This is a genomic window from Paraburkholderia sp. Ac-20347 (assembly GCF_017104805.1).
GTDB lineage: Bacteria > Pseudomonadota > Gammaproteobacteria > Burkholderiales > Burkholderiaceae > Paraburkholderia > Paraburkholderia tropica.
Genome location: NZ_JAAGPN010000136.1, coordinates 1 through 22,132 on the forward strand (window position 1 = coordinate 1; position 22,132 = coordinate 22,132).

Annotated in this window: 16 protein-coding genes and 1 pseudogene; 6 read left to right on the top strand and 11 right to left on the bottom strand. The window is 66.2% G+C overall.

Going from position 1 to position 22,132, the window contains the following annotated elements:
• The 8 genes from G3N97_RS23505 to G3N97_RS23540 form a co-directional block, all read right to left on the bottom strand.
• On the bottom strand, window positions 1-1,141 hold a 1,141-nt coding region (locus G3N97_RS23505), incomplete at its 3' end, for a glycosyltransferase WbuB (RefSeq protein ID WP_205995359.1).
• 155 nt (window positions 1,142-1,296) lie between these two features.
• Complete coding sequence (locus tag G3N97_RS23510; protein ID WP_205995360.1) at window positions 1,297-2,256, bottom strand: GDP-L-fucose synthase; 960 nt, start codon at window positions 2,254-2,256, stop codon at window positions 1,297-1,299.
• A gap of 5 nt (window positions 2,257-2,261) precedes the next feature.
• The gene (gene gmd, locus G3N97_RS23515; protein ID WP_205995361.1) at window positions 2,262-3,380 is read right to left on the bottom strand and encodes a GDP-mannose 4,6-dehydratase; all 1,119 of its coding nucleotides are present in this window, start codon (window positions 3,378-3,380) and stop codon (window positions 2,262-2,264) included.
• A 77-nt stretch (window positions 3,381-3,457) separates the two neighbouring features.
• Window positions 3,458-5,683, bottom strand: coding sequence for a polysaccharide biosynthesis tyrosine autokinase (locus G3N97_RS23520; protein WP_205995362.1), 2,226 nt, complete (start codon window positions 5,681-5,683; stop codon window positions 3,458-3,460).
• Between the two features lie 108 nt (window positions 5,684-5,791).
• On the bottom strand, window positions 5,792-7,180 hold the full coding sequence (locus G3N97_RS23525) for an undecaprenyl-phosphate glucose phosphotransferase (protein ID WP_205995363.1): 1,389 nt from the start codon (window positions 7,178-7,180) through the stop codon (window positions 5,792-5,794).
• A 31-nt stretch (window positions 7,181-7,211) separates the two neighbouring features.
• On the bottom strand, window positions 7,212-8,798 hold the full coding sequence (locus G3N97_RS23530; protein ID WP_241030780.1) for a mannose-1-phosphate guanylyltransferase/mannose-6-phosphate isomerase: 1,587 nt from the start codon (window positions 8,796-8,798) through the stop codon (window positions 7,212-7,214).
• A 227-nt stretch (window positions 8,799-9,025) separates the two neighbouring features.
• Window positions 9,026-10,021 (bottom strand): helix-turn-helix domain-containing protein, encoded by a 996-nt coding sequence (locus G3N97_RS23535; RefSeq protein ID WP_065065081.1) that lies wholly within the window; start codon window positions 10,019-10,021, stop codon window positions 9,026-9,028.
• Between the two features lie 458 nt (window positions 10,022-10,479).
• Complete coding sequence (locus tag G3N97_RS23540) at window positions 10,480-10,878, bottom strand: hypothetical protein (protein WP_205995364.1); 399 nt, start codon at window positions 10,876-10,878, stop codon at window positions 10,480-10,482.
• Window positions 10,879-10,957: 79 nt separating this feature from the next.
• On the opposite strand from G3N97_RS23540, the gene G3N97_RS23545 reads away from it, so the two are divergent.
• Both G3N97_RS23545 and G3N97_RS23550 read left to right on the top strand, forming a co-directional pair.
• Window positions 10,958-12,880, top strand: coding sequence for a hypothetical protein (locus G3N97_RS23545; protein ID WP_205995365.1), 1,923 nt, complete (start codon window positions 10,958-10,960; stop codon window positions 12,878-12,880).
• 229 nt (window positions 12,881-13,109) lie between these two features.
• Entirely contained in the window at window positions 13,110-13,562 is a 453-nt protein-coding gene (locus G3N97_RS23550; RefSeq protein ID WP_065065084.1) for a GDP-mannose mannosyl hydrolase, read from the top strand.
• 285 nt (window positions 13,563-13,847) lie between these two features.
• Here the strand turns inward: G3N97_RS23550 and galU are convergent.
• Window positions 13,848-14,708: pseudogene (gene galU, locus G3N97_RS23555) on the bottom strand (UTP--glucose-1-phosphate uridylyltransferase GalU); the annotation flags it as partial.
• Between the two features lie 416 nt (window positions 14,709-15,124).
• Between galU and G3N97_RS23560 the strand changes: the two are divergent.
• On the top strand, window positions 15,125-16,057 hold the full coding sequence (locus G3N97_RS23560) for a helix-turn-helix domain-containing protein (RefSeq protein WP_241030781.1): 933 nt from the start codon (window positions 15,125-15,127) through the stop codon (window positions 16,055-16,057).
• A 109-nt stretch (window positions 16,058-16,166) separates the two neighbouring features.
• Here G3N97_RS23560 and hmpA read toward each other — a convergent pair whose 3' ends face one another.
• Both hmpA and G3N97_RS23570 read right to left on the bottom strand, forming a co-directional pair.
• Window positions 16,167-17,369 (bottom strand): NO-inducible flavohemoprotein, encoded by a 1,203-nt coding sequence (gene hmpA, locus G3N97_RS23565; protein ID WP_205995367.1) that lies wholly within the window; start codon window positions 17,367-17,369, stop codon window positions 16,167-16,169.
• A gap of 202 nt (window positions 17,370-17,571) precedes the next feature.
• Window positions 17,572-18,153 (bottom strand): cob(I)yrinic acid a,c-diamide adenosyltransferase, encoded by a 582-nt coding sequence (locus G3N97_RS23570; RefSeq protein ID WP_205995368.1) that lies wholly within the window; start codon window positions 18,151-18,153, stop codon window positions 17,572-17,574.
• Between the two features lie 293 nt (window positions 18,154-18,446).
• Here G3N97_RS23570 and G3N97_RS23575 point away from each other — a divergent pair, with 293 nt between their 5' ends.
• The 3 genes from G3N97_RS23575 to G3N97_RS23585 form a co-directional block, all read left to right on the top strand.
• Window positions 18,447-19,862, top strand: coding sequence for an FAD-linked oxidase C-terminal domain-containing protein (locus tag G3N97_RS23575; RefSeq protein WP_205995369.1), 1,416 nt, complete (start codon window positions 18,447-18,449; stop codon window positions 19,860-19,862).
• Window positions 19,863-20,012: 150 nt separating this feature from the next.
• The gene (locus tag G3N97_RS23580) at window positions 20,013-21,518 is read left to right on the top strand and encodes an FAD-linked oxidase C-terminal domain-containing protein (RefSeq protein WP_065065089.1); all 1,506 of its coding nucleotides are present in this window, start codon (window positions 20,013-20,015) and stop codon (window positions 21,516-21,518) included.
• A gap of 282 nt (window positions 21,519-21,800) precedes the next feature.
• Window positions 21,801-22,132: FAD-binding protein (locus G3N97_RS23585; protein WP_205995371.1), on the top strand; the 332-nt coding region annotated here is incomplete at its 3' end.

Genomic DNA, 22,132 nt, shown 5'->3' on the forward strand with positions numbered 1-22,132 from the left:
GCCCGAGCGCCGCGCGCCGCGCCGGATCGGCGGCCAGCGCGACGATGGCCGAAGCGAGCGCCGCGCCGTCTTCCGGCGGCACGACGATGCCCGTCTCCGTCACCACATCCGCGAGACTCGTGCCGGGCCGCGCCATCGCCACCACCGCGCGCCCGCTCGCGAGCATGCCGGTCAGCTTCGACGGCATCACGAGATCGGCGGCATCGTTACGCTGCGGCAGCACGTGAATGTCGGCGACATTGAGCAGTTCGTTGAGCATCGCCGTCGGCTGCAAGGGGAGCACGTGGCAGTTCGGCAGCGGCGCGCAACGCGCTTCGAGATCGGCCTTGCCCGCGCCGTCGCCGCAAAACACGAAGCTGATGTCGGGCCGCGAAGCGAGCGTCGCCGCCACATCCGCGAGAATTTCGATGCCCTGCTTCGCGCCCATGCTGCCCGAGTACAGCACGACCGTGTGATCGAGCGGAATGCCGAGCTTCGCGCGATAGACGCTCGGCTGCGGCAGCGGGAAGATTGCGTGCGTATCGACCCAGTTCGGCAGCGACACGGCGCGCGACGGCTCCACGCCCTTGTCGACGGCGCGCTCGACCATGCGCGGCGAAATCGACGACACCACGTCGAAGCGGCGCAGCACCGCGCGCTCGAACGCGCGCGCGAGATTGGCGATGCGCGAACGCGCGCCGCCTTGCAGCAGCCCGAGATCGAACGCGGCATCGACTTCGAAATCCTGAATATGCAGCCAGGTTTTCGCGCCGATCCAACGCGCCACAGTGAGCAGACCGGGCGCGCAAAAGAGCGTCGGTGCGATCAGCATCGCCGCCTGCGGACGCCAGCGCGCCTCGCGCACGAGCACCGGCAGCGACATCAGCGCGAAGCTCGCCAGATGCACGATGCGCTTGAGTCCGCCCGGCTTCGACGGCACCCACAGCGGCGCGCGCGACACCGGCACGCCGTGCCAGCTTTCGCGCCGGTAGCGCCACGCGCGATAGCCGTCCTGCACGCGCCATTGCGGGTAATACGGCGGCGCGCAGACCACGCGCACGTCGTGGCCGCGCGCCACGAGCTGGTCGACCATCTCGGCCGTGTACTTGCCCACGCCCGCGACTTCGGGCGCGAAGTTCAGTCCGTAGATCAGGATTCTCATCGGCTCGTGCCTGGTTCGTGTTCTGTCGCGATGTATCGATTGCAAACAGCGCGCGCCGGCTCACGCGCGCGACGCGAAGACGGACCGGAAAAAAAAGCGGGCGCCATTCGCCGGTCCGCACAGGACGCCCGCCGCCAACAACAACCGAATCCCGGTCAGGCTTGCGCGTGCGCTTCGAGCACCGGCGCGCCGTGCGTGTGCAGAAAATCGCCGTAGGTGCGCGCGAGTCCCTCTTCGAGGCCGATATGCGCGCGCCAGCCGAGTCCGCCGAGGCGCGACACGTCGAGCAGCTTGCGCGGCGTGCCGTCGGGTTTGCTGGTGTCGAACACCAGTTCGCCCTCGAAGCCCACCGTCTCGCAGACGCGCTCGGCCAGTTCGCGGATCGACAGATCCTCGCCGACGCCCACGTTGTAGACGCCGTCGCCGGTCTCGTGTTCGAGCACGAAGATCGTCGCATCCGCGAGGTCGTCGACGTGCAGGAACTCGCGACGCGGCGTGCCCGAGCCCCACACGGTCAGCGACGCCGCGCCGGACGCGCGCGCCTCGTGCGCCTTGCGGATCAGCGCGGGCAGCACGTGGCTGCTGCCGAGGTCGTAGTTGTCGTTGGGGCCGTAGAGATTGGTCGGCATCAGCGAGACGTAGTGCGTACCGTACTGGCGGTTGTACGCCTCGCAGAGCTTGAGGCCCGCGATCTTCGCGATCGCGTAGGCCTCGTTGGTCGGTTCGAGCGGCGAGGTGAGCAGATAGGTTTCGCGGATCGGCTGCGGACATTCGCGCGGATAGATGCACGACGACCCGAAGAACACCAGCCGCTCCACGCCCGTTTGATACGCCGCGCGAATCACGTTGGTTTCGATCGCGAGATTGTCGTAGGCGAACTGCGCGGGCTGCGTCGAGTTCGCGAGAATGCCGCCGACTTTCGCGGCCGCGAGCAGCACCGCGTCGATCCGCTCGGCGTCGAAGAACGCATCGACGGCCGACTGATCGGTGAGATCCAGTTCCGCGCGCGTGCGCGTGACGAGGTTGCGGTAGCCGCGCGCCTGCAGCGCGCGCACCAGCGCCGAACCCACCATGCCGCGATGACCGGCCACGAAGATGCGGGAGTTCGTGTCCATGCCCGTCACTCGTGATGTTCGAGCGCGCGGAAGCCCGCGAGCGTGACGAGCGCGTCGCGTCGCGCGATCTGGTAGTCGGAGCGCACCATTTCCTTGACGAGCGAATGGAACGACGTGGTCGGTTTCCAGCCGAGCTTTTCCTGCGCCTTCGACGCGTCGCCGAGCAGCGTCTCCACTTCGGTCGGCCGGAAATAACGCGGATCGACGCGCACGATCACGTTGCCCGGTTCGAGACGCGTCTCGCGCCCTTCCACGTGCTCGACGATGCCGACTTCATCCACGCCATTGCCCTCGAAGCGCACCGTCACGCCGAGTTCTTCCGCCGCCGTACGCACGAAGTCGCGCACGCTGTATTGCACGCCGGTCGCGATCACGAAATCTTCCGGATGATCCTGCTGGAGCATGCGCCATTGCATATCGACGTAATCGCGCGCATGACCCCAGTCGCGCATCGCGGACAGATTCCCGAGATACAGCTCTTTTTGCAGGCCGACCGCGATACGCGCGATCGCACGCGTGATCTTGCGCGTGACGAACGTCTCGCCGCGCTGCGGCGACTCGTGGTTGAACAGAATGCCGTTGCACGCATAGATGCCGTGCGCTTCGCGATAGTTCACCGTGGTCCAGTACGCGAACAGCTTGGCGACCGCATACGGGCTGCGCGGATAGAACGGCGTGGTCTCGCGCTGCGGCACTTCCTGCACGAGCCCGTAGAGTTCCGACGTCGAGGCCTGATAAAAGCGCGTCTTCTGCGTGAGCCCGAGAATGCGGATCGCTTCGAGAATGCGCAGCGTGCCGAGGCCGTCGGCGTTCGCCGTGTACTCGGGTTCCTCGAACGACACGGCCACGTGACTTTGCGCCGCGAGGTTGTAGATCTCATCGGGCGCGACGCGCTGGATCACGCGAAGGAGCGCCGTCGAATCGGTGAGTTCGCCGTGATGCAGTTGAATGCCCTGCTCCGGGTCGTGCACGTCGCGATACAGATGATCGATCCGATCGGTGTTGAACAGCGACGAGCGGCGCTTGATGCCATGCACCTCGTAGCCCTTGCTCAACAGCAGTTCTGCCAGATACGACCCGTCCTGACCGGTGATGCCGGTGATCAACGCAACCTTCCGAGCCATCGTTCTCTCCTCGCGTCAAAGCGAAATGGATTGTTCGGCGCCCCGGCCGCCCGCGCGCGGGCCGAGGCGCCGCTCACTTACCCTGCGATGCTTTCGTAACCGTAGTAGCCGCCGCGATAGCCGCCGCCGACGAACGCGCCCGTTTGCGGCACGTCCGTGAGCAGCACGCCGCACAGATTCACGCCGCCGTTGCGCAGCCGCTTGGCCGTCTCTTCCAGTTCGGAAAGCGGATGGCGGCCGTGCCGGATCGCGAGCAGCGTCGTGCCCGCGTAACGCCCGATCACCGTCGAGTCGGTCACCGCGAGCACCGGCGGCGTATCGACGATCACGAGGTCGTACTTCGACTTCAGTTCTTCGAGCAGCGTTTCGAAACGCGCGCTCATCAGCAGCTCGGACGGATGCGCGTGCAGCGAGCCTTTCGCGAGCACGTCGAGACCCGGCAGCACTTCGCGCTGGATCGCCGCGTTCAGGTCCGCGCCGAGCAGCACGTCGGAGAGACCGGGCTGATGCGCGATGCCGAAGTGCGAGTGCACGTCGCCGCGTCGCATGTCGCCATCGACGATCAGCACGCGCTTGTTCACCGACGCGACCAGCGCCGCTAGATTGACCGAGAGGAACGATTTGCCGATGTCGGGCCGCGAGCCGGTGAGCATCACGATGTTGTTGCTCGCCTCGTTCAGCGAGAGCTGCAGCGTGGTGCGCAGGCTGCGCACGCCTTCGACCGCGATGTCTTGCGGCGACTGCTGCGCGAGCACGTGCAAGCCGCGCCGGCGCGTCGCGACGTGATGTTGCAGACGCAGTTGCTTGTGGCTGCGCGGCACCACTGCGAAGACCGGCACGCCGAGCGCCGCTTCGAGTTCGTCGGGGCGCTCCACGCCGCCGTACAGCGACTTGCGCATGAAGGCGATCAGGATGCCGAGCACGATGCCCGCGCCGATCGACAGCACGATCACGAGCAGACGCTTCGGACGCACGGGATCGTCGGGCGCTTCCGCGAAATCGACCACGCGCACGTCGCCGACCTGACCGGCCTTCGCCACGCGTAATTGCTGCGCGCTGTTCAGCAGGTTCGTGTACAGCTCGGTGTTCACGTGGACGTCGCGCAGCAGACGCACCGCCGCCTGTTCGGTATCGGGCAGGCTCTTCACCTTGCCCTGCAACGTGGCCTGCGAACTGGCGAGCGCGGCGATCTGCGCATCGAGCGCGGCCACGGCCGGGTGATGCTCCGTGAAACGCTGCGCGAGTTCGGCGCGTTGCTGCTGCAGATCTTCGAGGCGCGTCTTGTTGTCCACGACCTGCTGGAGCAGCAAGCGGCTTTCCTCGCCGAGATCGACGGTGCCGTGCTGATTGCGGAAGTTGTTGTACTTCTGCTCGGCGTCGTCGAGTTGCTTGCGCAGTTGCGGCAACTGTTCGTCGAGGAACGCGAGCATATGTTCGGCTTCAGCCGAACGGCTCTGCACGTCCTGGCGAATGAACTCGCGCGCCATGTTGTTGAGGATGTCGGCCGTGAGCTTGCTGTTGTGGCCTTCGAGGCTCGCGCGGATCACGCCCGACTGCAGCCCCACTTCCGACACGTCGAGCGCGCGTTGCAGGCGCTCCACAGTGGTGAGCGTCGAGGCGCGCGTCAGTGAGAACGGCGTGCCCGCGGGGCCGCTCAGGCTGTCGACGTGCAGCGAGATCGGACCGTCGGCCGTGTTGGCCGTCACGTCCTCGCCCACGCGACCCTGCAGCAGCGCCACGCCTTCGGGATCGCGCAGCACGTACGCGCCGTCCTCGCCCGCGACCAGCGTGAAGTCCTGATCGTAGAGCGCGTCGGGCGTGTCGAATCGCGACACCGAGATCGCGCCGCGTCCCCACGCGTAATTGTTCGAGCGCAGGAACGACGGCAGCCGGATGCCCCAGCTACCGCTCTCCAACCCCGACAACATGCCGCCGAGCACGGGCATTTCGCGCGGACGCGCCGCGATGTCGAGATGCAGCCGGTTCACGGTTTCCTGCGTGACGAGCCGCGACTTCAGCATCTCGATCTCGCCGTTGGCCGAGGTCTTTTCGTCGAACATGCCGTTGAGCGGCGGCAGGCCCGTGTCCTTTTTTCCGTTGTCCGTCTTGTCGACGAGGTGGAACATCACGTCGGCGCGATACGTGGGCGTGGCGAGAAACGCGTAAGCCGCGCCCAGCAGCGTGACGGCGAGCGTCACGACCGCGATGGTGCGCCAGTTCGCGACGATCGTCTGCAGGTAGTCGCCCAGATACCGCTCTTCGGTGCTCACGGCGTAGCCGCCGTCAACATAGTTCATCGCCATCTTCCGTCTCCCGAGATCCGGTGAAGCCCATGCGCCGCACGTCGTCCGCGTGCGTTGCATGCGGGAGCCGCGCGGGGACCGGACCGCGCGGCTCCAGGGCCCGAGCGCTCAATACGCGTTCGGGCTGAACAGTCCGTGCGCAATCGTCGCCGCGATGATGCGCATGTCGAGCCAGAACGACCAGTGGCCCAGGTAATAGAGATCGTGCGCCACGCGCAGCTCCATTTTTTCGAGCCGGTCGGTTTCGCCGCGAAAGCCGTTGACCTGCGCCCAGCCCGTGATGCCGGGCTTGATGCGATAACGGTGGATGTAGCCCGTCACCACGCGCTGATAGAGATCGTCGTGTTCGAGCGCGTGCGGACGCGGGCCGACCACCGACATATCGCCGCGCAGCACGTTGTAGAACTGCGGCAGTTCGTCGAGACTCGTGCGGCGCAGGAACGCGCCCACGCGCGTCACGCGGCGGTCGCCGCGCGTGGCCTGGCTGAGCGTGCCGGCCGCCTCGCTGTGCACGCGCATCGTGCGGAACTTGTAGATCGTGAACACGCGGCCGTCCGCGCCTTTGCGCCGCTGCTTGAACAGCACCGGTCCCGGCGACGAAATCTTCACCGCCAGCGCAATGCCGATCAGCACCGGAATCAGGCTCACGAGCGCGCACGTTGCGAACACGCGATCGAACACGGCCTTCTTGAACTGCGCGCTCGCGGGCAGCGGCGACGCCACCAGATTGATCGCGGGCACGCCGAGCAGCTCGATCACGCTGCTGGTGTCGAACAGCGCGAGCGAACGCACATCCGGAATGAAGCGGATGTTCACGAGATCGTTGCGAAACTCGGTGACGAGACGCACCACCGTGCGCTCCTCGGCGAGCGAGAGCGCGAGCCACAATTCATGCACGTCGTGCTCGCGGATGAACTGCGCGAAGCCCTCGATGGTGTCGCACAAGGCGGCGCCGGTGCCGTTGCGCGGCGGCGTGTCGGGCACGGTGTTGTAGAGCGCCGTCGCGCGAAAGCCCGAGCCGGGTTCCGAATCGATGCGCCGCACGATCTCGTCGCATTGCGCCGCCGATCCCGCAATCGCCACCTGATGCAGATTCATGCCGGCGCGCCGCACGTGCGAGAGCACGCCATGTGCGATCACGCGCCACGCAATCAGCAGCCCGGCGGCCACCGCGGTCCAGTACGCGAACCACAGCCGCGACACCGCATCGACGTGATGCATGGTCGAGTACATGGCGATCAGCGCGCAACCCTGCACGACGATCCACGCGAGCGCCACCTGGCCCGCCATCAGCGCCTTCGAGCGGCCGCGCCACGACTGATACAGTTCGAACGCCGGAAAGATCACGAGCGCGAACGCCGCCGCCAGCAACACAAACGCCTCGTTCATGCCGCGCGGCGCGAGATCGTCGAAACGGATCTGCGCCGCCACGCTCGCGCCGACGAACACCGCCGTCACGTCCAGCACTCTCGCCATCAGATTTTGAAGCTCGCGCATGTCGGTCACCTTGCCGATCGTGCCGGGCCGCTCAATTGCAGCGTCCGTAAGTGTCGTCGAAACGGACGATGTCGTCTTCACCCAGATACGCGCCGGACTGCACCTCGATGATCTCGAGCGGCACCTTGCCGGGATTCTCGAGCCGATGGCGCGTGCCCAGCGGAATGTAGGTCGATTCGTTTTCGCTCAACAGGAAGGATTCCTCACCACGTGTGACGAGCGCGGTGCCGCGCACGACCGTCCAGTGTTCGGCGCGGTGATGATGCAGTTGCAGCGAGAGCCGAGCGCCCGGCGTCACGACGATGCGCTTGACCTGAAAGCGCTCGCCATGATCGATCGAATCGTAGAAGCCCCACGGGCGCTGCACCTTGCGGTGCGCGTCGGCTTCGGGCGCATGCTGCGCCTTGATGCGCGCGACAAGCCCCTTCACGTCCTGCACTTTCGAGCGATCGACCACGAGCACGGCGTCGGCGGTTTCGACCACCACGAGATTGGTCGTGCCCACGCACGCTACGAGCCGACCTTCCGAATGCGCGTAGCTCGCCACGGCGCCTTCGAAGATCACGCGCCCGCGCCCCACGTTGCCCGCTTCGTCCTTGTCCATCGCGGCCCACACGGCGTCCCACGACCCGAGGTCGGACCAGCCCGCGTCGAGCGCGACCACCACGCCTTCGGGCGCCCAGCCGTTGCTGCCGGACAGACGCTCCATCACCGCGTAGTCGATCGAGTCGGCGGGCGTGCCTGCGAAAGCTTGCGCGGACGGACGGAACACGTCGCCATCCTGCTGGCCGCCGACGAAGGACGCGAGACACGCCGCGTGCATGTCGGGCTGCAACGCGCGCAGCGCTTCGAGCCACACGCTCGCGCGCATCACGAAGATGCCGCTGTTCCACCAGTAGCCGCCTTGCGCCACGTATTGCGTGGCGAGTTCCGGCGCGGGTTTTTCGACGAAACCGTCGATGCGATGCGCGCCCGCTTCCAGCGCCTCGCCGATGCGGATGTAGCCGAAGCCCGTTTCCGGCGAACGCGGCGGCACGCCGAGCGTGACGATGGCGCCGCGCTGCGCGTGGCGCGCGGCGCATTCGAGCGCGCGCTGCAAGGCCTTGACGTCGGCGATGGCGTGATCGGACGGCATCACGACGAGAATCGCGTCGTCGCCGTTGGCGCTCGCGAGCGCGGCGCCGAGCGTGAGCGCGGGTGCGGTGTCACGGCGCGCGGGCTCGACGACGAGCCGTGCATCCATGCCGCACGCGTGCAACTGATCGGAGATCACGAAGCGATGCGCCTCGCCGCACACCACGATCGGCGCGCCCGCAACCTGCCATTCGGGCGCGAAGCCGTCGAGGCGATGCACGGTGGCCTGCAGCAACGTGTCGCTGCCGACTACGCCGATCAACTGCTTGGGAAAATGCTCGCGCGACATCGGCCACAAACGCGTGCCCGAACCGCCCGCCAGCACGACGGGCACGATGCGCGTGCACACGGTGTCCTGCGAGCGCGACGCCTGCGGCGCCGGCGTATCGGTCGACGCCGACACTTCGGGCGGCGACGACATCGGCTGCATCGGCGGCATGGGAGTTTGAACCGTGGCCTGCTGAATCCCTGATCTTTGCATCATGTTCGGACTCCTGCATATCGGACGGGATCGCCATGTCTCGCGACAAGCGACCCGGGACCGCGAACAAGCGGCGGCAAAACGATATAGGCGATGGACGGCCGCGTCGGCGTGCGGGCAGGCGGCTATCGGACCTCTGGCTTGTGGCTCGGCCGCCAGGCGGCCGGCTCATGCGCCGCCGCGCCATACCGCGCAACCTCGCGCGGCATGCCGCCGTGCGGCCGCGAGGTTCATCCGCCGGCTTCCCGGCGGCTCTGCTCGCGATATTCGGAAGGTGAAATCATCATGCGTTTGCGGAAGATTTTCGCGAGACGGTCGCCGTTGCCCATGCCGGTGCGGCGCGCGATCTTGTCGACCGGCAACTCCGAATCGGTGAGCAGACTGCAGGTGATCGCCAGCCGCGCATGCAATAGATAGTCCGATGGCGTGATGCCCATCTCCAGCTTGAAACGACGCAGAAAATTACGCTCGCTCATCGCCGCGACCTGCGCGGCGTCGGCGATCGAAATGGTCCGCTGGCAGTTCTCCTGCAACCAGCGCGCGGCCGCCCTCACCTTGTCGGCGGGCGCGCTGCCGAGCGCATCGCCGAGAAACGGCAAGAGGTTGCCGCCCGAATCGGGCATCAAGCGCTCCGTCACGGCGCGCGCGACATCCACGCCGAGATCGCGTTTGACGAGCGTCAGCGCACTTTTCATCGACTCCAGCCGGTCGCCGGCGTCGCCGCCCGCGTCCTCACGCGTGTTCTGCATCGCGTAAGAGCCGAACTCGCGCTGCGTGCGCTGACCACACAGATTCGCGGCTTCGAGCAACGAACGCCCTTCACCGATCGGCCTGATGGTGGCGGTGTTCGCATGCACGTGACGCAGCCACGCAATCAGGCGTTCATCGTTGGCCGCAGCGAATGCGCCCTTCCCGCCCGCAACGAACAGCGCGTCGAAGCCGACGTAGTGGCGCGCATCGAGACCATCCGTCCAGACGCGTACCGACGACGAGCAGGTGACGTTGCCGCCATCTGCGGAAAGAATGCTGACATCGTAAGGCGAACGCCTGGCGGTATCGGACGACAATTCATTGGCGACATGAAACACTTCCGCCACGATACCGGCACCAAGCAACGAACAGCCATCGAAAAGCAGTATTGCGATATGACGCACTTCACGACTCACACCCGCGGTAACGAAATGCGGGTGAGCAAACGACGGCAAATCCAGACTTGCGTATGCCATGCTTTTCCCCTAAACAGCCCCCGTCCTAGTGAAAAGTCCTGGTAATAGCATTCCGTGTGCAGTGCATCATAGGCAGATAAAAAATCGCGCAACGACGACTGACCGAAAGTGGCGAGACATTGGCGCATTTAGTCCGGTCGCGGACCGATTTGAAGCATGCACATTACGGCTTTTATCCGAAACAATCCGCCCCGGCTGGAAATCGCCCGATGTATCGAACGAAGGCCGGTGGTCCGCGGAATGGCTCTGATTAAAGCCTCGACAAACGCGCCATTGATACGACGAATACTGCGAAGTCTTCCGATCTTTACGCCAGGCGCAGGATGGAATAAGGCGGGAACTCAAAGACAGTGCATTGATTCGTCTGATTTAAAGACGTGAAATCAGGCGGAAAACACCATTTCTCTACGCACTGACAGGATATTAGACGCTTTTAAATCAAGTTGCACCGCACAATATCAGATAACCATTACAGTTGTTATATCGATACGCATTGCCATATTGGTGTGAATTATGTTCGGTAACGCACAGAATTGCGCGAAATGACTGGAGCCTGGCGGCGCACACTCATCGGCAGCCTTTAGGCTTGGCTTTTCATGCTTTTTTAACCCGCGAGACTGGGTCAGGAATCCGCCGATGATTGCCATGCGCTTTCTTACGATGTCCGCATTCGCGCGTTCGGGTGATGCGTGGCCGACACATAAACCACGCAATACGCGATCGATACGCGTAGCGGCTGTTGCGACGCACACGACTGCATTCATCGCACGAGACGTACCGACCGCTTCATCGACAACGCCATCGGTCCCTGACGCGCGGCTGACGAGCGGCTTCCGAACGACCGTCTCGCCGCGCATGGCGAACGCGTGGACGCAACGAGAGCGTTCGAAACATCAGCACGATAGCACCGCGCAACGCGGCGCAGGCTTCGCGTTCGTGCGCGTCAAGTTCGCATTTTTCGTCACGGCACTGTTGTTTGGCGTGCTGGTCTCGGCGACCTGTCGCGCCGATGAAGCCGCGTCGTGCCGCAGCGCGCCCGGCAACGCCGCCGCGCCCGCGGGCGACGAACCGATCTCGGCCGACACGCCGGGCAGCGACGGCACGCGTCTCTTTGCGCGTGGCAAGAGCGTGCGCATCGACGTGGTGACGCGCGCGAAAGGCAACGACAAGGTGCAGTGGCAGATCGACGATACGTGGAGTCGCACGCAGGCCAGCGGCAGTTTCGCCGTGACGGGCGGCACGCGCGTGACGACGCTCACCTGCACGCTGCCGCAAGCGGGCTACTTCGCGTTTTCCGCGACGCTCGCGTCGATGGCATCGGACCCCACCGGCACCTTGCCTCAACGCGGCACGCGACCGGCGGGCATCACGAGCTTCGGCGTGCTGCCCGACGTGAGCGCCGTGCTGCCCGCGCCGCGTTACGCGCATCAGGACCTGCATCGCTTCGGCGGCCAGGGCACGGCGTTCATCGCGCCGGGCCAGCACTGCTGCGGCGGCGACGGCTATCGTCCGCTGTATACCGACCTCGGCCTCTCGTGGGCCAACGACGAGCGCAAGTGGTACACGATGGAGCCGAACGGACCGAACACCTTCGATCCGTCGAAACCGCAGCTCGCAAGCTGGTTCGAGCGCGGCGACATCATGCGGCTGATCCTGCTCGACGGCATTCCGAAATGGGCCGCGCCGCCCGACAAATCCGCGCAGATCACCGACACCTTCACGCATAGCTACGCGCCCGCCTCGCAGGCCGCGCTGCGCGATTTCATGACGCGCGTGGGCACCGAGTCGGCGCGCGTGCGTGCGAAGACTTTCCCGCGCCAGTCGCGCAATTACTATCAGGTGACGTGGGAGCCCGATCCCGATGGCGGCCTGCCCTGGCGCGACACCGATGCGAATTTCGTCGCCACGTACGCGTCGGTGTATCAGGGCATTCACGCGACCGATCCGAACGGCGTCGTGATGGGTCTCACGTACTCGGGCGTCAGCGACAACACGAAGTGGCTCAAACACTTCGCACAACTGGGCATTACGCGCTATCTCGACGGCGTGACGATCCACGGCTACTACGATCTCGGCACGAGTCCTTCGCATCCGCCCGAACGCGTGATCGATACGGGCGCGGGCAAAGGGCCCGCGCTGCCCACGGCGATGCGCGATCTGCGCGCGACCATGCGCGATCTGCTCAAGCCCGGCGCGCCGCTGTTCGTCACCGAAACCGGCATCAGTTACGACATCGGCAAGACCTACGGCCCGCATTATCCGGATGCGCAAACGCTCTACGCACAAGGCGCGGTGGTCGCGCGCACGCATCTGATCATGCTCGGCGAAGGCGCGGACGTGACCTACGTGTTCTACTCGCAGGACATGCCGCAGACGTCGGCGGGCTACGGCGTGTTCTTCGAACTCGATCACGCGCAAGGCGCGTATGGCGCGGGCAACATCAGCCCGAAGCCGGCCGCGCTCGCGGTCGCGGCGATGACGCGTCTCGTCGACGGCACGATCACGCTCGGTCCGCTGCGCAACACGCCGCCGGGCGTCTATGCCTACGCGTTCGCGCGGCCCGACGGCAAGGTGATCACCGCGCTCTGGAGCCACGACGACGCGCGCTGGAGCGCGAGCGCCGGCTTCGACGCAAAGCGCGCGACCAACTGGACGCTGCAGGTGGACGCGCGCGGCAGCGCGGGCAACGTGAGCGTGTTCGACATGATGGGCAACGCGAGCACGCAGAGCTACAAGGACGGCATGCTGCCGCTGAGCCTGACCGAATCGCCGGTCTACGTGGTGTCGGGCAATGCGGCCATCGCGAAAGCGAACGCGATCACGCCGGCGGGATACGTCGCCCGCCAATCAGTTCAATAGCTGGGATCGTGACGCCAATCGAACCGGCACGGCAAGCGCGAATCCGCAACTTGGCCCGCGATAGCGAAACTTAGGCGGCAAACGACAGTGCGCCACGAAATTGACACGCCTAGACTGCTGTTGAACGCGCTGCGGCCTGCTTCGCCGGTTTCGTCCAGTCGTCCGCCACGCATACGAGGCGAGCGCGCGTCGGGTTGTGCCCTCTCCACTCCCACTGGACCGCTCGCTCATGCTGTCGCCAACCGAATTTCTCGACGTGGTGCGCCTCGCGCCGCTCGTCGCGATCGACCTGATCGTCGTGGACGCGCAAGGCCGCGTGCTGGTCGGCCAGCGGCGCAATCGTCCCGCACGCGGCACGTGGTTCGTGCCGGGTGGACGCATCCGCAAGGAGGAACGGCTCGACGCGGCGTTCACGCGCATCGTCGAAACGGAGCTGGGCATCGCGGGCATGCAACGCGCGGCGGCGCGCTTCGGCGGCGTGTACGAGCACCTGTATCCGGATAATTTTGCGGCGGAGAACGGCATCGGCACGCATTATGTCGTGCTCGCCTACGCGTTCACGCTCGACAGCACGGTGCCGGTCGGGCGCTTCGATCAGCACAGTCAGTACGCGTGGCTCGCGCCCGAAGAACTGCTCGTGCGCGACGACGTGCATCCGAATACGAAGGCTTATTTTTCCTGAGCGATTGTTGTCGCGATGTGGCGACGTTGCCGATGAAGGCGAACGCGCGCGCGAGATCGGCGCGCGTTCGTGTGTGTGCTTTTGCGTGAAGGCTTTCGCGTGCTCGCGTATTCAGGTCGCCGTGAGCGGCGTGGCGAAGTCGTCGGCTGCATCGACGTCGGGCGTATCGCGCACGAGATGCAGATCCGGCCCATCGTGCGGCGTGTGCGGCGTGTGCGGCGTGTTCGGCGTATGGGGGCTGCGCGCGGCATGGGCCGTGCCACCCTCGTCCCCGTCGCTGCGCTCGCGCGCCTGCAGCCACGCACCGAACGCCTCGCCCACTTCGGCGTGACGCAGCGCGTACTCGACGGTCGCCTGCAGATAGCCGAGCTTGCTGCCGCAATCGAAGCGCCGCCCCGTGAAGCGATGCGCGAGCACCTGCTCGTCGGCGAGCATCGACTGGATCGCGTCGCTCAACTCCAGTTCCTCGCCCGGCGCGGGTCGCAAGCGGCGCAGATGATCGAAGATGCCCGGCATCAGCACGTAACGGCCCACCACGCCGAGCGTCGAAGGCGCCTCGTCGGGAGCGGGCTTTTCGACGATGCCGCACATGCGGAACACGTGCTCGTCCCACGCGCGCCCTTTGACGACGCCGTACGCGCCCGCATCCGCGCGCGCGATCTCCTCGACCGCGACGAGCGAGCAGTGATAGTGATCGAAGCGCCGCGCCATCTGCGTGAGCACGGGCGGCTGTGCGTCGATCAGATCGTCGGCGAGCAGCACGGCGAACGGTTCGTCGCCGATGATTTTCTGCGCGCACAACACCGCGTGGCCGAGCCCGAGCGGCTCCGGCTGGCGCACGAAAATGCACTCGACGTGCGACGGCTTGATGCTGCGCACGGTCGCGAGCAGTTCCGCCTTGCCGCGCGCTTCCAGCTCGCGCTCGATCTCATAGGACTTGTCGAAGTGATCCTCGATCGCGCGCTTGCCGCGACCCGTCACGAAAATCAGTTCGGTGATGCCGGCGGCCACCGCTTCCTCGACGGCGTACTGGATCAGCGGCTTGTCGACCACCGGCAGCATTTCCTTGGGACTCGCCTTGGTGGCCGGGAGAAATCGCGTGCCGAGACCGGCAACGGGAAATACCGCCTTGCGCAGCTTGATCATGTTCGCCTCGCCGTTCGGTGGATCGCGCCGCCGGATACGCCGCGCGCGGGAGTTGCCGTGTGGTTTGCCGCTCCGTCGTGAGGCTCGGGCGATCCCCGCGCGACGCGCGCCGGGTATCGATATTGCAGATATTGCAACGGAAAATGCGGCGCCCGGTCACGAAGGATGCGAGGCCAGCTTAACCAGCGCATATCGAGCCATTCTGCCAATCTCTCGGCGTTTTCCGACTGCGGCGAGCGGGACGCGCGACGCCGGGCCTATCATGAACCCCAGTCAAACGTGGCGCGCGAGCGTCCCGAATAATGCAACGTACTCCTGCGAATCCATCCTTGCGCGAGGAACCGGCCATGCACATCGATCGGGTGATCTGCCGGCAAGCCGCCTTACGGACGCGCCCCCACCTGAAGCTGGCGACCATGGCCAAACGTATCGGCATCCTGGTTTTCGAGGGCTTTCCGCTCGGCGACGTGAGCCTGCTCGCCGACGTGTTTCGTATCGCGAACGACGCGGGCGTGGGGCCACTACCGGTCTATTCGCTCGTCGTGCTCTCGGAGGACGGCGGCAGTGTCGCGAGCGGATGCGGTCTGCGCATCTGGACCGATAGCGTGCACGGCCCGCTGCGCAACGGCTTCGATACGCTCTTCATCGCGGGCGGCCCCGGCGCCGCGGAGGCGCGCGAGAACGAGCGGCTGCTCGCGCGATTGCAGGCGCTCGCGCCGAAAGTGCGCATCATTCGCGCGCTGGGCGAAGGACGCACTGTGCTCGCGGCCGCCGATGTCTCGTTTCTGCGCAGCGGCCTGATCGCGGCGGCTTCGGCGCAACGGTTGCGGCGCGCGCTGGAGGCGCATCACGCGTGCGCCTCGGTGGTCACGCCGCCCGAGGCGCTGATCGCCGCGCTCAAGGTGCTCAAGCGCAATCACGGCGTGGCGCTCGCGCAGCGCGTCTCGGAAGATACGATGCCGGGCGCGTGGGAACGGCTCGGCCCGATGCTCGACGATGGCGAATCGGACAGCCCGAACGGCAAGATCAGTTCGGCGGCGCACTGGCTGCGCGAGAACTACCATCAACCGATTTCGGTCGCCGATGCGGCGCGTGTCGCGCAGATGAGCATGCGCAATTTCCTGCGCCACTTCAAGACGCAGACCGGCCTCACGCCGTCCGAATATCTGCTGCGCGCGCGGCTCGACGCGAGTTGCCTGCTGCTCGCGCAAACCAATCTGCCGATCGACGAAATCGCGCAACGCTGCGGCGTGCCGCGCGGCGAGCGTCTTGCGCGGATCTTTCGACGCCGCCTGTCGATATCGCCTTCGGGCTATCGCGCGGTGAACCGGCGCGCGTCGAACGAGTGATCGGCAAACGTCATGCAAAACGCCATGCAAAACGCCGCGAGGTCGTACAGACCGCGCGGCGTTTTTTGTGTCGCCATGGCGCCCTGAAAGCGCCTTCGCGTGAACCTGATTACAGCATGCCCGAACCGAAGATTTCGGTGTGGATGCGCGCCGGATCGACGCCGCGCGCCACGAGCGCTTCGCGCTGCGCGCGCATGAACGCGACCGGGCCGCAGAGGTAGTAGTCGGCGTCCGGTAGCATCACGTCGGCTTCGACGCGACCGATGTCCATACGGCCCTCGAAGTCATAATCGACGCCCGCGCGATCGTCAGCGCCGACCGCTTCGTAGAACACCGCGCGCTTGAGGTTTCGATGCTCGGCGGCGCTGCGACGCAGCAAGTCCTTGAACGCGTGCACGCGACCGTTGCGGCAGGCGTGCACGAACGCGATCTTGCGCTCGCTGCGCTCCGCCAGCAGCGTCGCAAGCATCGACGTCATCGGCGTGATGCCGACGCCGCCGCTCATCAGGACGACCGGCGTGCTCTTCTTGCGGTCGAGCGTGAATTCGCCCATCGGCGCGCTCACGTGCACGATCGTGCCCTCTTCGACATCGGCGTGCAGGATGTTCGAGACGTGGCCCGGCTGCGTATCGGCGCGGCCATCCTCGCGCTTGACCGAAATGCGCAGCCAGCGGCCGTGCGGCGCATCGGACAGGCTGTACTGGCGCGGCTGGTCGACGCCCAGCTGGTCGACGTAGCGCGTCACGCTCACGTACTGGCCCGGTTCGAAGCCGCCTGCGCTCGCGCCGTCGGCCGGCGCCAGATAGAACGAGGTGATTTCGTCGCTCTCGACCTGTTTGCGCATGACCTTGAACGGACGGAAGCCGCTCCACGACGCGGCTTCATAAAGCTTCGCCTCCGCGCCGATCATGATGTTCGCGAGCTGCTCGTAGGCCACGGCCCAGGCGTCGAGCGTCTGCTGATCGACCGCTTCGCCGAGTACGTCGACGACCGCACCCAGCAAATGCCGACCGACGATCGGATAGTGCTCCGGACGGATGTTCAGACTCGCGTGCTTGTGCGCGATGTGCGTGACCGCGCCGCCGAGCGCGCCCAGATTGTCGATGTTCGCCGCGTATGCATAGACTGCGCGCGCGAGCGTTTCGGGCTGGCTGCCGCTCTTCTGGTGCGTCTGGTTGAAGATGTTCTTCAGTTCCGGATGCGCGTTGAACATGCGCTGGTAGAAGTGCTTCGTGATCGTCGTGCCGTGTTCGGCGAAAACGGGCGCGGTGGCCTTGACTCGGGCAATCTGGTCGGCGGTGAGCGCAGTCATGTGCGGCTTCTCCTCGTTAAAGATGCATGTACGATACATGTTTAACGAGGACGCGCTAACCCAGGCATTTTGTCGCACCCCGGCGGAGGTGATTCGACGCGTCCGTGAAAATTAAGGGCGCGATCTTTGAGGTGATCCCAGCAGGGTGCGGCGGCGTTCGCGCCGGTGTTGAGACATCCGCGCGCTCGCTGCGCGTTTTAGCTCATTCGTTTGAAAATTCAGCACCGCGTGCAGCGCCGCGGTCGTGACGCCAGTACACATCGTCGCCGCCCGCCGCGCGGTTGAGCACGCGCGAGAGCACGAACATCAGGTCCGAAAGCCGGTTCACGTAACGGCGCGGCGCCGCTTCGATCGACGCGCCCGACTCGCCGAGCGCCACGATCGCCCGTTCCGCGCGACGGCAGACCGTGCGGCACACGTGCGCGAGCGCGGCGGGACGCGAGCCGCCCGGCAGAATGAATTCCTTGAGCGGCGGCAGCGTGGCGTTCCAGGCCGCGAGCCATTCGTCGAGGCGGGCCAGATGCGTGTCGGTCACCATCGTGTGGCCGGGCATGCAAAGTTCGCCGCCCAGATCGAACAGGTCGTGCTGGATCGCGACGAGCGCGGCGCGGACGTCGTCGGGCAGCGGCTCGCACAGCAGCACGCCAATCTGCGAATTGAGTTCGTCGACGTCGCCGATCGCCGCAATACGCGCGTCGTCCTTGCTGACGCGGCTGCCGTCGCCGAGTCCCGTCGTGCCGTCGTCGCCGGTGCGCGTGGCGATCTTGCTCAGGCGATTGCCCATCGTGATTCTCCCAATACGTGGATAGCGTGGATACCGTTGATGCCTTTAATGCGGTGCGCAAAACCCGTCGCCAATCGACCGGATTGCGGCCGCATTCGTGCGGGTCATTATAGGTAGGACCGCGCGGTCCGCCGCCCGCCCGCCGTGCAGCGCAGCATGCGCCCGCGCACGCCGACCGGGGCGCAAACGCGTACGCGAACGTTCAGCGTAAAATGAATCGCACCAGTTAGCACGACCCACACGCATAGAGGCCGGTCTGCGCGATCGGCCACGCCAACGAAGGAGACACCCGCGTGAATCATCCCGCGCCGCCGGCCCTCGCACGCCGCCCGTTCCCCGCCGAACTCCTCGACGCCTTGCGCAGCACATTCGGCGAGCGCGTCTCGACCGCCGAAGCCGTGCGCGCCCACCATGGCCGCGACGAGTCGCGTTTCGACCCGCAACTGCCCGACGCCGTGGTCTTCGCGCAGAGCACCGAAGACGTGCAAACCGTCGTCAAGCTGTGCGCGCGCCACCAGGTGCCAATAATTCCGTACGGCAACGGCTCCTCGCTCGAAGGCCATCTGCTGGCCGTGCAAGGCGGCGTATCGATCGACCTCTCGCAGATGAACCGCGTGCTTTCGATCAACGCCGAGGATCTCACCGTCACCGTCGAACCCGGCATCTCGCGCAAGCAGCTCAATGAAGCGCTGCGCGACACCGGCCTGTTCTTCCCGATCGACCCGGGCGCGGATGCGAGCATCGGCGGCATGTCGGCCACGCGCGCCTCGGGCACCAACGCCGTGCGCTACGGCACGATGCGCGAGAACGTGCTGGGCCTGACCGCCGTGCTCGCGGACGGCCGCGTGATCAAGACCGGCACGCGCGCGCGCAAGTCGTCGGCGGGCTACGACCTCACGCGCCTGTTCGTGGGCTCCGAAGGCACGCTGGGCGTGATCACCGAAATCACCGTGCGCCTGTATCCGCAGCCGGAAGCGGTGTCGGCGGCGGTGTGCGCGTTTCCCTCGATGGCCGAAGCCGTGCGCGCAGTGATCGAAACGATTCAGATGGGCGTGCCGATCGCGCGCGTGGAGTTCATCGACGCGCTCGCCGTGCGCGCGATCAACAAGCATTCGAACCTCGGTCTGCGCGAGAAGCACACGCTGTTCTTCGAGTTTCACGGCACCGAAGCGGGCGTGGCCGAGCAGGCGCAAACCGTGCAGGAACTGGCAGCGCAAAACGGCGGCGAAGGTTTCGAATGGGCCACGCGCCCCGAAGATCGCAGCCGCTTGTGGAACGCACGTCACAGCGCCTACTTCGCGATGCTGCAACTGAAGCCCGGCTGCCGCGCCGTGACCACCGACGTCTGCGTGCCGATCTCGCGCCTCGCCGAATGCGTGGTGGAAACCGAAGCCGACCTGAAGGCCTCGGCGCTGCCCTGCCCGATCGTGGGCCACGTGGGCGACGGCAACTTCCACGTGGCGATCCTGATCGACCCCGACAAGCCCGAGGAAATCGACGAGGCCGAACGCCTGAACCATCGCATCGTGCAGCGCGCGATCCGCATGGACGGCACCTGCACGGGCGAGCACGGCGTGGGTCTGCACAAGATGGACTTCCTCGTGGAAGAGCACGGCGCCGATACCGTCGACACCATGCGCGCCATCAAGCATGCGCTCGATCCGCATAATCTGATGAATCCCGGCAAGATCTTCAGCTGGGCAGCGTAAGCTGGCGTGTCGATGCAAGCGTCGCAATGCGAGGCGCGCCGCGAGACGCGCGCCCGCAAAGACTGCAGCGGCTGACACGGCTGCGGCCAGCGCAGTAGCATCGGCTGCTACCGCCGCCGCACGCGGCGAACCCCACGAGCAGGAGGAGACATGAACGCACCCGAGGCGAAGATGCCCGAACTCTCGCCCGAAGCCCTCGCGCAGCGGCAGCGCGAGGTGGTTCAGGCACTGATGGCGGTGCTGCCCGCGCATTGCCTGCTGCACCGGGAAGAAGACACCGTGGCCTACGAGTGCGACGGCCTCGCGGCCTACCGGCGCCTGCCGCTCGCGGTGGCGTTGCCGGAAACCGAGTCGCAGGTCCAGCGCATCGTGCAGATCTGCCGACGCCTCGACGTGCCGATCGTGCCGCGCGGCGCAGGCACGGGCCTGTCCGGCGGCGCCATGCCGATCCGCCACGGCATCGTGCTTTCGCTCGCGCGCTTCAAGCGCATTCTCGAAGTCGATCCTTACGCGCGCACGGCCACCGTGCAGCCAGGCGTGCGCAATCTGGCAGTTTCCGAGGCGGCCGCGCCGTATGGCCTCTATTACGCGCCCGATCCCTCGTCGCAGATCGCCTGCACGATCGGCGGCAATGTCTCCGAAAACTCGGGCGGCGTGCACTGCCTCAAGTACGGCCTCACCGTGCATAACGTGCTGCGCGTGCGCGCGGTCACGATGGACGGCGAGATCGTGGAATTCGGCTCGCTCGCGCTCGACGCGCCGGGGCTCGATCTGCTCGCGGTCATGATCGGCAGCGAAGGCATGTTCGCGATCGTGACCGAAGTGACGGTCAAGCTGATCCCGCGTCCGCAGACCGCGCAGGTCATCATGGCGAGCTTCGACGACGTGGTGAAAGGCGGCGACGCCGTGGCCGGCATCATCGCCTCCGGCATCATTCCCGCCGGGCTCGAGATGATGGACAAGCCCGCCACGCGCGCCGTGGAGGAATTCGTGAAAGCGGGCTACGACCTCGACGCGGCCGCGATCCTGCTGTGCGAAGCCGACGGCACGCCCGAGGAAGTCGCCGACGAAATCGCGCGCACGACCGTGGTGTTGCGCGAACACGGCGCGACGCGTATCCAGATCTCGCGCACCGAGGAAGAACGTCTGCGCTTCTGGTCGGGCCGCAAGAACGCCTTCCCCGCCGCCGGACGCATCTCCCCCGACTATTACTGCATGGACGGCACGGTGCCGCGCCGCGCCATCGGACCGCTGCTCGCGCGCATCCACGAAATGGAGGCGCAGTACCGACTGCGCTGCATCAACGTGTTCCACGCGGGCGACGGCAACATGCACCCGCTGATCCTCTTCAACGGCAACGATCTCGACGAATGGCACCGCGCCGAGGCCTTTGGCGCCGATATCCTCGAAACCTGCGTCGAACTGGGCGGCACGGTCACGGGCGAGCACGGCGTGGGGATCGAAAAGATCAATTCGATGTGCGTGCAGTTCTCGCCCCAGGAGCGTGACGCGTTCCATGCCGTGAAGCACGCGTTCGATCCGGCGGGCCTGCTCAATCCCGATAAAGGCATCCCCACGCGCGCGCGCTGCGCCGAATACGGCCGCATGCACGTGCGCGGCAATCTGCTGCCGCATCCCGACCTGCCGCGTTTCTGAGCCGCGCGCCGAGGCGGGCGCGCGCCACGCTTCGGCGGCTTCATCGCACCTGTGCGGCAGCAGCCACACGGGACGATGCGGGCTTGCACGCGGCTGCACTCGCCGGATCGGCCCGCTCGCCATGCGCGGCGCATGCGCCTTGCGAGGTGTCATGCGCGCCGGATGACGCCCCGGATCACGCCCCTTCGCGAGCGCGCGCCATGCGGGCCTGCCCCGGGTTGTCAGCACGGGGCGCGTCAGTACAATCGAACGAACCACAACGACAAACGCGCCATGGACGACATGGAAGAGGACGACATCGTCGCGAGCTGGTCCGAGCGCATTCGCGCGGCGACCGCCGACGGCCAGCCGCTGCGTATTCGCGGCGGCGGCACGAAAGACTGGTATGGCCAGGCGCTCGAAGGCGAGGTGCTCGACACGCGCGCGCATCGCGGGATCGTCGCCTACGATCCCGCCGAACTGGTGGTTACGGCGCGCGCGGGCACGCCGCTGCTGGAGATCGAGCAGGCGCTGGCGGCGCGCGGCCAGATGCTGGCGTTCGAGCCGCCCCATTTCGGCGCTCAGGCCACGCTCGGCGGCTGCGTTGCCGCGGGCCTCACCGGGCCGCGGCGGGC

Excerpts from the sequence above, each read along its gene's own strand:
- G3N97_RS23530 (WP_241030780.1), bottom strand. The coding sequence starts at position 8,798 with ATGATGCAAAGATCAGGGATTCAGCAGGCCACGGTTCAAACTCCCATG.
- G3N97_RS23510 (WP_205995360.1), bottom strand. The coding sequence starts at position 2,256 with ATGGACACGAACTCCCGCATCTTCGTGGCCGGTCATCGCGGCATGGTG.
- G3N97_RS23540 (WP_205995364.1), bottom strand. The coding sequence starts at position 10,878 with ATGCGCGGCGAGACGGTCGTTCGGAAGCCGCTCGTCAGCCGCGCGTCA.
- hmpA (WP_205995367.1), bottom strand. The coding sequence starts at position 17,369 with ATGACTGCGCTCACCGCCGACCAGATTGCCCGAGTCAAGGCCACCGCG.
- G3N97_RS23550 (WP_065065084.1), top strand. The coding sequence starts at position 13,110 with ATGCTGTCGCCAACCGAATTTCTCGACGTGGTGCGCCTCGCGCCGCTC.
- G3N97_RS23580 (WP_065065089.1), top strand. The coding sequence starts at position 20,013 with ATGAACGCACCCGAGGCGAAGATGCCCGAACTCTCGCCCGAAGCCCTC.
- G3N97_RS23525 (WP_205995363.1), bottom strand. The coding sequence starts at position 7,180 with ATGCGCGAGCTTCAAAATCTGATGGCGAGAGTGCTGGACGTGACGGCG.
- G3N97_RS23570 (WP_205995368.1), bottom strand. The coding sequence starts at position 18,153 with ATGGGCAATCGCCTGAGCAAGATCGCCACGCGCACCGGCGACGACGGC.
- gmd (WP_205995361.1), bottom strand. The coding sequence starts at position 3,380 with ATGGCTCGGAAGGTTGCGTTGATCACCGGCATCACCGGTCAGGACGGG.
- G3N97_RS23560 (WP_241030781.1), top strand. The coding sequence starts at position 15,125 with ATGGCCAAACGTATCGGCATCCTGGTTTTCGAGGGCTTTCCGCTCGGC.
- G3N97_RS23520 (WP_205995362.1), bottom strand. The coding sequence starts at position 5,683 with ATGGCGATGAACTATGTTGACGGCGGCTACGCCGTGAGCACCGAAGAG.
- G3N97_RS23535 (WP_065065081.1), bottom strand. The coding sequence starts at position 10,021 with ATGGCATACGCAAGTCTGGATTTGCCGTCGTTTGCTCACCCGCATTTC.